Origin of the sequence: Tenuifilum thalassicum, assembly GCF_013265555.1 — a bacterium.
GTDB lineage: Bacteria > Bacteroidota > Bacteroidia > Bacteroidales > Tenuifilaceae > Tenuifilum > Tenuifilum thalassicum.
This window is the reverse complement of record NZ_CP041345.1, coordinates 61,101-73,900: the sequence shown is the minus strand read 5'-3', so window position 1 is coordinate 73,900 and position 12,800 is coordinate 61,101. Positions and strand designations below refer to the sequence as shown.

Annotated in this window: 8 protein-coding genes; 3 read left to right on the top strand and 5 right to left on the bottom strand. The window is 38.3% G+C overall.

The features are described 5' to 3' along the window. Positions 1-77: 77 nt before the first annotated feature. Together FHG85_RS00345 and FHG85_RS00340 are read left to right on the top strand one after the other, a co-directional pair. Positions 78-1,406, top strand: coding sequence for a sigma-54-dependent transcriptional regulator (locus FHG85_RS00345; RefSeq protein WP_173072297.1), 1,329 nt, complete (start codon positions 78-80; stop codon positions 1,404-1,406). Positions 1,407-1,486: 80 nt separating this feature from the next. Then, positions 1,487-2,644 carry a YIP1 family protein gene (locus tag FHG85_RS00340; protein WP_173072296.1) on the top strand — a complete coding sequence of 386 codons (1,158 nt, stop codon included), beginning with the start codon at positions 1,487-1,489 and terminating at the stop codon, positions 2,642-2,644. Here the strand turns inward: FHG85_RS00340 and FHG85_RS00335 are convergent. From FHG85_RS00335 to dnaG, 3 genes are all read right to left on the bottom strand, one after another. After that, positions 2,631-5,672 carry an ATP-binding cassette domain-containing protein gene (locus FHG85_RS00335; RefSeq protein ID WP_173072295.1) on the bottom strand — a complete coding sequence of 1,014 codons (3,042 nt, stop codon included), beginning with the start codon at positions 5,670-5,672 and terminating at the stop codon, positions 2,631-2,633. The two genes, FHG85_RS00340 and FHG85_RS00335, sit on opposite strands and share 14 nt — an antisense overlap. A 146-nt stretch (positions 5,673-5,818) precedes the next feature. Continuing rightward, positions 5,819-6,634 (bottom strand): hypothetical protein, encoded by an 816-nt coding sequence (locus tag FHG85_RS00330; RefSeq protein ID WP_173072294.1) that lies wholly within the window; start codon positions 6,632-6,634, stop codon positions 5,819-5,821. Between the two features lie 227 nt (positions 6,635-6,861). Then, complete coding sequence (gene dnaG, locus FHG85_RS00325; protein ID WP_173076689.1) at positions 6,862-8,802, bottom strand: DNA primase; 1,941 nt, start codon at positions 8,800-8,802, stop codon at positions 6,862-6,864. Positions 8,803-9,511: 709 nt separating this feature from the next. Between dnaG and FHG85_RS00320 the strand changes: the two genes are divergently transcribed. Continuing rightward, on the top strand, positions 9,512-9,679 hold the full coding sequence (locus tag FHG85_RS00320; protein WP_173072293.1) for a hypothetical protein: 168 nt from the start codon (positions 9,512-9,514) through the stop codon (positions 9,677-9,679). 777 nt (positions 9,680-10,456) lie between these two features. Here the strand turns inward: FHG85_RS00320 and lpdA are convergent. Next, positions 10,457-11,845, bottom strand: coding sequence for a dihydrolipoyl dehydrogenase (lpdA, locus tag FHG85_RS00315; protein ID WP_173072292.1), 1,389 nt, complete (start codon positions 11,843-11,845; stop codon positions 10,457-10,459). Positions 11,846-11,996: 151 nt separating this feature from the next. Next, complete coding sequence (locus tag FHG85_RS00310) at positions 11,997-12,437, bottom strand: hypothetical protein (protein WP_173072291.1); 441 nt, start codon at positions 12,435-12,437, stop codon at positions 11,997-11,999. Positions 12,438-12,800 lie beyond the last annotated feature (363 nt).

The window sequence follows — 12,800 nt, the reverse complement described above, 5'->3', positions numbered from 1 at the left end:
TAAACAAACAAAAAGTTTAACAATTTCACAGTCTCCCAAAAACTTGTTACATTAGCTATACAAATGGGACTGATGTAATGGCCAAAATACTTGTAGTTGACGACGACTCTACCTTTTGCTTAATGCTCAAAGCTTTCCTTACCCGCAACGGGCATAAGGTGACAGATGCTTTCTCATACGATAAGGCATATCGTGCCATTAATGATAATAAGTTTGATGTAGTTCTTACAGATTTTCGTCTTCCCGAAAAATCGGGGCTGGATGTGTTAATTGAGGCTAAAAAGAAGAACCGCGATACTGTTGTCGTTATTATGACTGGTTATGGTGATATCCGAATGGCTGTAAAAACTATCAAGCATGGAGCCTTCGATTATGTAACCAAACCAGTTAACCCCGAAGAGATACTTGCAACCATAAATAATGCGCTTTCCAGCGTTTCGGCTGGAGAACCATCCTTTGATGACCCCTACACGTTTATTGAAGGCAAAAGCCAGTTTAGTCAGGAGCTAATGCGACATATTAGCATAGTTGCACCTACTAATCTTTCTGTAATCATACAGGGCGAAAGTGGCACAGGTAAAGAGTTTGTTGCCCGTCAAATTCACAAAATGAGCAAACGAAAAGGGAAGCCTTTTGTAGCCATCGACTGTGGTGCGCTACCACGAGAGCTTGCAGCAAGTGAATTCTTTGGGCATGTTAAGGGCTCATTTACCGGTGCAATTGCCGATAAGGTTGGACAATTCGAAGTAGCAAATGGCGGAACACTTTTCCTTGACGAGATTGGAAATCTCCCCTACGAGGTTCAGGTTAACCTGCTTCGAGCAATACAGGAGCGTAAGATAAAACGAATAGGAAGCAGCAAAGAAATTCCAGTCGATGTAAGAATAATTGTTGCCACCAACGACGACCTGGTTAGCATGGTTAGCAAAGGTGCTTTCAGAGAAGATCTGTTCCATAGACTTAACGAGTTCTCAATTAGGATAGCGCCTCTAAGTGAGCGAAAGGATGACATGATGGTATATGCCAGGTGGTTTTTAATGCAAGCAAATAGGGAGCTGGGAAAAAACATTTCTGGGTTTGATTCCAATGCAATTGATGCCATGTTAAACTATTCGTGGCCTGGAAACATTAGGGAGTTAAGAAATGCAATCCGACGTGCTGTTCTCCTTGAACAAACTCAAAATATTACTATCGGCTCCTTACCCTACGATATTGTTGGCAGCATACATAAAACCAACAATTCTAAAACTCCCGACCTTAAAAACTCAAAGGAAAAAGCAGAAAAGGAACTGATAATCTCTACACTAGAAAAGGTAAAATACAACAAAACCAAAGCTGCTAAACTATTAAATATCGATAGGAAAACCCTGTACAACAAGATTAAACAGTATGGCATTGAGAGCTAGCCTTTATAAAATTCACTCATTTAGTTGACTTTCTGTTTTTTTTACCCGAACTTTATTTATTAAACCAAAACCAAACTAAAATGAGTGAAAGTAAATTTGACTTCAACAAGTTCTTAGCCGACTCAAAAGAAACACTTCTCAATCCAAAGGGTTTCTTTGAATCGATGAGCACCACTGGTGGAATGGTTGAGCCTCTAGTAAAAGCCTTAATATATGGAGGTATTGCTGCCGTTATAAATCTTTTATGGGGATTGTTTTTCGGAAATGCAATAACAGGAGGCCTATTTGGTGGTGCTATAGGAATAATGGCTTTTATAGGAACAATCTTTGGTGCTTTAATAGGATTATTTTTAGGTGCTGTCATTATTCTATTACTTTCTGCAATTTGTAGCGGGAACACCGATTTTGAAGCAAACCTAAGAGTTAGTGCATCTCTAATGGTACTTATGCCTATTAACGCGTTTCTAAACGTTTTTGGGCTTATTGGAGGCCTCCTAGGCACGCTTATATCAATTGCCTTAGGAGCTTATGGGCTCTACCTGCTGTTTGTTGCTCTAACTAAGTCATTAGGGGCTAAGGTTGAAACTGCAAAAATCATTCTTTATGTTCTTTTAGCACTCTTATTGATAACCCAAATATTTGGATATCTGGGCAAAAGAGCGATGCGCAAATCGTTTAGAGAGTTATCTAAATATGAGGAAATGTACTCAGAGCAAGAAAGTGATTATGAATCATATTCCGACGATGAGGATTACAACAATGAGGATGCAGATGACTCTGATTACTATAGCAATGAGAAACCGGCAGAGTTTCCTAGTAAAGCGCTCGACCTTGTTAAAGAAAACCTCTCTGATGGAGAAAACATGATTACTCAGGAAAAAATTGACAACCTTATTGAGCTAACAAAAAAAATGAATAATGCTCAAAGTGATAGTGATAAGCTTATGGAGCTACTACAAGAGTACAATTACTCTAACATAGCAGATTACACCAACGATTTTACAGTGGTAATGGCAGGAATTACAGCCGTTTCAAGTTTAAATGCCATAGAAAAGATGCTGATAAACGGTTCAAAAGAAGAAAAAAAAGCTGCCGAACTATACACGGTTGACGAAATGCTAAAATCTGCTGCCTCTCAGTCCATAAAAGCAGGAAAACTAACCAAAGCAGACCTGATGCTGGTTTACGATAACTGGGAAAAAATAAGCAACCTCGAGAAGGAAGCTAGCGTTGAATAAATTTCATTATAGCATTTTTCAAAACCGGCGCCTTGCCGGTTTTTTTGTTTAGTATAAAGAGATTTAGAATAGTATACAGAAATATTGTAAACAACCATATGGCAATCACGTTGAACCAAATGGTTTTAACATACTGGCCATTAAAATACTTGTATGGGGCATAAAAATGTGACCGACCAAATGGGTGATCGGGTAACATAAAAATAGGTTCGGCCTTTTGTATTAACCTCTCATCCGTTTCTAAATATTTGGCAACTTCGTTATTACGTAAAACCCAATCGGACAAAGCCTTATTGTGATAATTCTGTTTTAACTTATAGATACCTTTCTCACCTAACTCTTCCTTTAGGCTTTCATAGATGCTATCTCTTTTTCCCGTTGCCTTTTGCAAATTCTGCTGAAACACCTTTTTGATATAAAGCAAGTAACCACTTAATTCGGAAGCCACCTGATCGTTAAGGTTTCCAATTTTTAGATCTTTAATTAGCTCAAACTGGGGAATATTGTCTCTTTTTTCAAGAATTTCTAATTCGTTGGCAATAAATTTTAAGTGACGGGCAATGTCGTTTCTGTTACTATCGCTTAATGATGATAGTCTTATACTCTCATCCAATTTTACCTGTAACCGAGGTATTAGAAGCGAAGCTTTAAAAGCCGACTGACTAACTTGCATTTCGGCATCGAAAAAATTCCTTTCGTACCTATTATCCATAAACTGTGTAACCGCTAGCGCTTCGTATGCCCAACGTGAAGTCATCATATCTCCAATAACAGGAACGTATATTCTTCGTGTTAAAGCTGAATTTAGGTTATCGAAATCTACAACAGTCCCGCTAAGCAGAATTTGTGGTACTAAGAGTAAAGGAATGGTTATGTAAATGGCCACAACCGAACGCATTATTGCGCTAATGACTAATCCCAGCATATTAGCAAAACAAGCCGAGCTAAAAAGCACAACCCAATATTTAAAGGTTAGCCCATAGATGCCTATTATTGATAAGCTAACCGCTAAAAATAAAATTGTTTGGATGGCAGAAAGGGCAAAAAGATATAGAACCTTAGAATTGATATAGCTAAATCGACTTAAATTCAGAAACGATTCGCGTTCAAGAATCTTCCTGTCTCCTATTATTTCTTCGGCGCTTACACTTAATCCTAGAAATAGGGAAACAATAACACTCATAAAAATGTAGGCCGGTAAATTCTTGTTTGCTTCAAAAACATATTCACTACCAGGCGAATACCTAATAAAGAACGACAATATAAGGCCAAGTAAAATTGGCTCTAAAATGTTTAAAATGATATATGGCTTATTGGAAAGCTTAGAGAGGAAGTTCCTTATACTGAATACTTTTAACTGCTTAACAACATCGGGTAGCCGAAACTTACTTCTTGGAAGGGGATTCTTTTGTTTCTCTGTCTGATATAATGGTTTTATATCCTCACAATAATACTTGTACCATTTTTCTGGGGCAACAACCCTCTTAGCAGTATATGAACCATCACTATCAACCTCACGTTGTTCAAGAATATCAAGAATATCTTCGGGATTATACCTATGCTTAGGTAAGCTTGAAGCCAGGTAGCTACCTGTTTTAGCTGATTTTTCTTTAAAGTACTTAACTGCATCTTCAGGGAAACCAACAAAAACTGGATATCCTCCTTTATCTAAAACCCAAAGCCTGTCGAACATTCTAAATAGCCGTTCCGATGGTTGGTGTATGTTTACAACTATTAGCTTTCCCGAATCTGCCAGCTGGCGAAGTAAGCTCATCACCATAGCAGAGTCGCTTGACGACAGTCCACTTGTTGGCTCATCTAGGAAAAGTAAGGCTGGTTCGCGAAGTAGCTCAAGCCCAATGTTTAACCTCTTACGTTGACCGCCACTTATAACCTTATCGAGAGTGCTACCAACCCTTAAGTTTCTAACTTCCCATAAATCCAAGCTTTTTAGGGTATACTCTACCATCTCTTTTATTCGCTGCTTGGAAAAATTGCCAAAGCATAAGCGGGCGTTGTAGTACATGTTCTGATAAACCGTAAGGTTTTCAATGAGCAAATCGTCCTGGGGGACAAAACCGATTACCCCCATCAGGTCAACCTGCTCTTTATAAACATCGTACCCGTTGATTAGCACCCGGCCATTCTGAGGATTTAGCTTTCCTGCTAATAGGTTAAGCAATGTTGATTTACCAACACCACTCCCTCCAAGGATTCCGACAATTCGCCCCGACTCCTCGACAGTTGAAAATTTTTTTATCCCCTGGTTGCTATCGGCAAAGGAAAACTCAAGCTCATCAACTGCTAGCTGTAAAGGCTGAATACCTCCTATTTTTAGTCTAATTCTATTAATATCATCATATCTAAATGTAATGTTGTTTTTGGTGGTTAATGAAGAACCTGGTCGGAAAAAGAAGCATGAATTAGGTAAAACCGATTCATCATCAACAAGAAGGTTGTTGGGTCCAACATATCGACACAGATAGCTCGCAATTTTTGGAAAGAAAACCAACACTAACTGCCCTTCAAACCCTTGCTGAAAGTATGATTCGTTTATAATGTTATCCTTAACTCCCACTTTGGGACTTTCTATATAGATAATTCGACAATTATTTTCACTTATGCTCTTATCAAATTTATTAGGTTGTTGTGCAATTAGTTCAGCAATATCTACCTTTGCCGATAACTCAAATGTGAGCAGCTGGTACAAACAAACAGCCTCATCAATCGTTACTCCCAATGCGTTCCAAATTTGAACCACATTGCTATCGTCTAACTTCAATCGTCTTATTGCCTTATAAAATAGCGTGGCAATCTCTATTCGCTGTTCAAGGGTGAGGTTTTTACAAGTTTTTTCTTTATCACTTTTGAGCTTGGAGTGAAAAACGGTTAAAAGGTCTTCATAATTTACACTGCTGCTTTCATCTAAAATTGCAGAGATTACATATTCACATTGCTCAATATCCCATTCATTTTGAGCTAAATCAGCTAAAATATTAACAAATTCTGTAGCTGTCGTTTTATCCAATTGAATTAGTTTTTACTCTTAGATGCTTTTCAGGCCTAAAAGTTACAATAAAATGAATATTGAATTGTTTTTGTTAAGGTTGTTATATAAAAAAGGGCATCTATCATATAGACACCCTTTTTAAATAGATAAGTTAACGGTAATTTTTAAACTAATGATTCTCTAACAGATGTAATGACCTCCATTAGCTTTTCAAATTGCTCGTTGGTAATATTCTCGCCTTCAATTTGATTATAAACCTCTTGAACGGGCGCTAATTTATCCATAAGTTCCTTAACCTCTGGAACATCTTTACGAGGCTCCATTAGCTCCATAAGCTTCATTAAAGGAGCTTTTTGGTTGGCAAGTATTTTTATGAATTCAGTATTATCCCTGCTTGTATAAGCTATTTGAGTTGTAATATATACTCCTTCAATCCAGCTACCTGCAACAACAAGAAGAGAAAGGCTCTCTTTTTCATTCTCAACCAAGTAACGGTAAGTCTCATAGAATGAGTTGGTAATAGTAAGTATTAGCGAATCCTTATTCTCAAGGTTTTCCTCTACTTTTTTAGCTAGTTCTGGCGTAAATCCAGCGCTGATATTAAGTTTTTCTACAAGATCTTTTGATACTTTCAGATAATTCAAAGTCTCTTGTTTCATCTGGTAGGTGGTTGAGTAGGCTAAATCGGCTCCATAAATACCAAGATTAATGGCCATATCCTTTTCTGTTATGTACTTACCTACATTATCAACTGGATTACAAATGCCAATAATAAAGCTAGCTCCCGCTTTATTAATCATCTGAATAACTTCAAACGAGGTAGGAATTGGGTAGTTAGTTACCTCCTCGAAGGCTTGTTCTTTTGTTTCGGTCTCAAGCTCTTCGGCTTGTTTTGCCTGCTTGTTTCCGCAGCTTACCATCATCATTGCCGACAAAAAAGCAATGGATAGAACCTTTAGGGTGTTGGTGTTGATTTTCATGGTATGTTAATTTAATGGTTTATAATTTCAACTTATAGTTTGAGGCTTCTTAAATGTAAACGTTTAACAAGACTCAATAAAAAATCTTTTGGGTAAAATTACGAAAAAACAACAAGTAAACGATGATATAAGGGAAAAAACGACCGCTACTTACATCATTTTAATTTCAATAAATCCAATAAGGATATTAAACTCAAAACAGAGCTGAGGCTAAGTTATAATGAAAATCATAACACTACCCTATCCAAATCTTTCGACATGTTATTTATTAGTGCGTAAAGCTCCCTTAGCTTAAAAAGAATATGATTTGTTTCTTCAACCTGATCGGGTTTTAGGTTTTGCAACTCTTCGTTCAAATTATTGATAGCCATTTTAAGAACTTTGCTTTTATAAACCTGAATTGCTTTGGGTATGGCGTCTTCTAGAAAATTTGGAGCCTCAGCAACTTCAGCATTATTCTTTTCCCAAATCCGGCTAAGAACATACTTCTCTGTGAGCAAGTCAACAGCAAGCTGGCTTACTTCAGGATCCATGTGGTTAATAAAGTGTCTATTATCAACCTCGGAGTGTATTTCCATTAGCCTGATATATTCATCAAAAAGTTTCTTGTAGGTTAGATTTTGGAATTCAAGATCATCGTTAAGAATCTCTTCAATAATGTATTGTGCAACGGTAATAGTTATTTCCTCCTCGGTTTCCTCATCTACATGGGTAAAGAGTACTTGATTCCCGTATGTTAATAGATATTTTACGATTTCACGCTCCTGCTCCTCGCATATTATGCCTTTAACGTAAGAAGGGATTTTGGGGGTTTCATGTTCCTTAACGGGTTGGTTTCGTTCACGTTGGAGTAGCTGCTCCATACGTTTTCTTCGGATTTTCCCAACCTCAGAGTAAAGAACCTCCTCGCCTATATCCAGTAATCGTGAACACTCCTTAATGTAAACCGCGCGTGTAACCTGTTCGGGTATAGCGCTTATGGAACGTACGATATCGGTAATTAGCCCTGCTTGCTTTATGGGATCGTTTTTTGAATCATCGAGTAGCAAGCGGGTTTTAAACTTGATGAAATCGGTTTCGTTTTCTTTGATGTACTCAAGTACCTCCGAAGCGCTGTGTGTGCGTGCAAAACTATCGGGGTCTTCACCTTCGGGCATAAGAACCACCTTAACGTTAAGCCCCTCTTCTAAAATCATATCGATTCCCCTTAACGAAGCCTTAATCCCGGCAGCATCGCCATCGTATAGTACGGTAACGTTTGGGGTGAATCGTTTTATTAGCTTTATCTGATCCTGCGTGAGCGAGGTTCCCGAACTTGCCACCACATTCTCAATTCCAGCCTGATGAAGAGATATTACATCGGTATAACCTTCAACCAAAAAGCATTTATTCTCCTGTGTTATTGCCTTTTTGGCATGAAAAATGCCATATAGAATCTCGCTTTTATGGTACACCTCACTCTCGGGGCTGTTCAGGTATTTGGCAACCTTTTTATCGGTTTTTAAAGTTCTTCCGCCAAAACCAATCACCCTTCCGCTAATGCTATGAATAGGAAACATAACCCTTCCGGCAAACCTATCGAAGATTGTACCATCTTCGCGCCTGATGGTAAGCCCAGTTTTTACTAGGTAATCGAGGTTATACCCATCGCGTAGGGCGCTTTGAGTAAAAGCATCGCGCTGGTCGAGGCAGTAGCCAAGCTGAAATTTCTCTATAATGTGATCCTTTAAACCCCGTTCGCGAAAGTAGGCCATGGCGATGGTTTTGCCATCGGAATGTTTATGAAGCATATCGGTAAAGTAGCGCTGAGCATAGGAGTTTATTACCATTAAACTCTCCCGCTCATTGCGCTTTTGCAGCTCCTCTGGTGTAACCTCCTTTTCCTCTACCTCAATGTTATACTTCTTAGCAAGGAACTTGAGGGCCTCAACATAGTTTAGCCTCTCATGTTCCATGATAAAATTCACCACATTGCCACCCTTGCCACAGCCAAAGCACTTAAATATCCCTTTCGATTGGCTAACGCTGAACGAAGGCGTTTTTTCGTTGTGGAAGGGACATAGTCCTAAATAGTTTGTTCCGCTCCTACGAAGAGTAACATACTCCTTTACAACCTCAACAATATCGGCTGCAGCAATTATTCTATCAACGGTATGCTGGTCTATCATTCCCAAAGCTACTCCTCAATTTTTTTGTAAAGATAGTGTAAGTTGATTTTATGTGATAATGTTTTTAAAAGGGTTTATAAACAGCTCCCATGAAGTTATTTTCCAAAAATGTTAGTAACTTTTTCAGAAGGTGATGTAAGTCTATTACCGAATCCTTACCCCTTATTGGCTGGATAATATTAAATGACTAGCTAGGAACTATAGGACAAATTTGCTAATTAGGATGCCACATGCTGACCTTCGAAATCATTCCGAATATTTCCGATTTGTTCCTCTAACATCCTCATATTCTTCAAGAAGAGATGCCTCGACTACGCTTGGCATGACAATAATTCAAGATTTCATACTTATCTGGCGAAGACGGTTAGAAGGCGTTAAACATTAAGCGTTAATGGTTAATAGTTAGTTGTTAAAAGTTAAACGATATGATGTTAGTTTGGATTATCTGCATTTTATTTATTATACCACAGAGATACACAGAGAAATGCACAGAGGCAAACAGGGGTGAAAACAAATATGGTCAATCAAATCTTCCGATTCATCCCGAATATTTTCGAATCGTTCCGAGTCATTCCTTTAAATTCCTCTAAAATCCTTTTACTTCCTCATATTCTTTGGAAAAAAGTGGCTTCGACAGGCTCAGCATGACAATTATTCAAGATTTCAGAATTGTCCGGCTAAGACGGATTCAAGATTCAAAAATTGTCGAATGAATTTCCGATTCCTTCAGAATATTTCCGACTCATTCCGTATCATTCATCTAACTTCTTCTAACTTCGTTTACTTTCCTCATATTCCTCAAGAAGAGATGCTTCGACAAGCTCAGCATGACAATAATTCAAGATTTCAGATTCAAGATTCAAGAATTGTCACTTGAACTTCCGATTTTTTCCGATTAATTCCGAATCGTTCCGAGTCATTCCTTTAAATTCCTCTAACTTCTTTTAACTTCCTCAAATTCTTCAGGAAGAGATGCTTCGACAAGCTCAGCATGACAATACATGGTTAAAGGATAAAGGATAAAAATCAAAGGATAAAGGATAAGGTTAAAAGGCGGATTTCGTTAAACGTTAAACGATAAAATGTTAGTTTGGATTATCTGCATTTTATTTATTATACCACAGAGATACGCAGAGAAATGCACAGAGTCAAACAGGGGTGAAAACAAATATGGTCAATCAAATCTTCCGAGTCATTCCTTTAAATTCCTCTAACTTCTTTTAACTTCCTCATATTCTTCAGGAAGAGATGCCTCTACTACGCTCGGCATTACAAAGGCTCCCGATTATTTCCGAGACATTCCGAATCATTCCTTTAACTTCCTCAAATTCTTTTTGTAACTTTACAATAAATTATCTATCTAAAATTTTTGCTATGTGGAATATTGATATTCAACTGGTTGGGTATGTCCTTGTTATCGGATTGCACCTATTTACTTTTATTGATGTTTTACGAAGTCTTAAAACAGAAAAAGCACCAATAATTGTTGTGCTAGCCTTTTTCCCTCCTATTCTAGGGCCCGTAATTTACTTTTTGTTAAAATCGAGGAAGTCACAAAGGCATAAAACGTTTATGGAAAATAAGCGAAGATTCTCGTAATAAAAAACCGCCTCGATGGGCGGTCTTTCTTTATTCTATAGTTTGATACTTTACATTATATGTGAATGGCCTCGCCATATGCAGCGGCAGCTGCTTCCATGATTGCCTCGCTCATGGTTGGATGAGGATGAATGCTCTTTATCAGCTCGTGTCCTGTAGTTTCAAGGTTTCGTGCAACTACAAGTTCTGCAATCATTTCGGTAACATTGCCTCCTACCATGTGCGCTCCAAGAAGCTCCCCGTACTTGGCATCAAAAATAAGCTTAACAAAACCATCGCGATTTCCTGCGGCGGTTGCCTTGCCCGAAGCTGTAAATGGGAATTTACCCACCTTGATTTCGTAACCAGCTTCAACTGCTGCTTTTTCGCTCATACCTACACTCGATACCTCGGGGGTGGTATAGGTACAACCAGGAATATTCTTGTAATTTACAGGTTGAGGGTCAAGGCCGGCAATCTTTTCAACACAAACTATACCCTCGGCCGAAGCTGCGTGGGCCAAAGCCGGACCAGGAACAATATCGCCAATGGCACAAACACCCTCAACGTTAGTTCGATAGAACTCATCAACCTTTACTTTCCCCTTTTCCAGCTCAATTCCTAGCTCTTCTATTCCGATACCCTCAAGATTGGGTGTGATTCCCACAGCGGATAGTACCACTTCGGCTTCCACCTCCTCGGTTCCCTTTTTGGTTTGAATGGTAACCTTGCAAAGCTCACCCGAAGTATCAACCGACTCAACCGATGCTTGTGTTTTTACTGTGATCCCAGCCTTCTTAAAGGCACGTTCCAGTGTTTTACTCACCTCCTCATCTTCAAGCGGAACGATGTTGGGCATGTACTCAACCAGTGTCACCTTTGTTCCTATGGCATTGTAGAAGTAAGCAAATTCACTACCGATTGCGCCTGAACCAACAACCACCATTGAGGCAGGTTGCTTGGGAAGTGTTAGCGCCTGACGGTAGCCAATAACCTTAACCCCATCCTGTTTGAGGTTGGGTAGCTCACGCGAACGTGCTCCAGTGGCAAGAATAATATGTTTTGCCGTATAATCGGTTTGAGCGCCATCGGCTGCGCTTACGGTAACGGTATGGTTATCTTTTAACTTGCCGAAACCTTCAATTACAGTAATCTTGTTCTTCTTGAAAAGGAACTGAATGCCCTTGCTCATGGCATCGGCAACACCACGGCTGCGGGAAATCATCTTCTCAAAATCGGGCTTTACATCGGTTGCAACCACACCGTATTCGGCTGCATGCGAGGCATACTCGTAAACCTGTGCACTCTTTAGTAATGCCTTAGTAGGAATACAGCCCCAGTTCAAGCAGATACCGCCAAGGTTCTCCTTTTCAACCACGGCTACATTCATTCCTAGCTGACTTGCCCTGATAGCTGCAACATATCCTCCAGGACCACTTCCTATTACTATAAGGTCAAAGTTCATGGGTTCAATTTTTTAAAGTTTGTCAAAATTACTATAACAAACGGAATAGGAAAATGTTATAAATCATATGGCCATATATGATTTAAAAAAAGAAAGTATTAATTATCCGCTCTTTTTATAAGAGATTTTTCTATGACAAAAAATTGATGACCTACTCGATAATTTTCAAAAGCTCTTCGGGATGTTCTAAATAGTAGTCAATGGATTGTAATTCTGAAGTTTTACTCTTTAATTTTATAAGTTGTTTGTGATACAGAAAATCGGATTTCAGGAAATAGTAACTAATCCTTGAAATCATATTAAACTCGCCCGCCTTCTTTATTTCCATAGTTTCTTTTATCGAAGCCGATTTTGAAATCAAATCATCGAGTGTGCTGTGATTAAAATACCTTCGGGTCTTCTCAAATGTCAATTTCATGACTCTAAGTCTTTTTTTATGGTTTTCAAGACCCATCTGAAAGTAGAAGGATTGTTCATTTGCACGTTCAACCTTTTCTTTTAGCTCTGCATATTCCAATAAATGGTGAACCAAAAACCTGTCATTATACGTGCTGAATAATTTTATTACCTCATCAAATTTGATTTTTCCCATACCTAAACATCAATTGAATGAACTCTTAGCTATGTATAAAGTTAATAAATATTGGTTCTATGTCAAAATGATAATAATAAGATAGGGGGTTAAATACCGCTACAGTTTATTGCAAACATTTAAAAATTATTCAGGTTTTCGTTGTTTGGAACTAGAACAAATTGCTACCAAATACGGGAATATGATCCTAGCCGATGCGCAAAAAAAAGGCGACAAAGAACTATTTTTTGCTAAACAATACATCATTTATCTTAATCAATATTTAAGTAATTGAATGAATTATAATAATTTATGCTTTTATTAACTTTAAAAATTGAATTATAACCACAGAGGGCACAGAGAATCACAGAGTTCTATATGGAT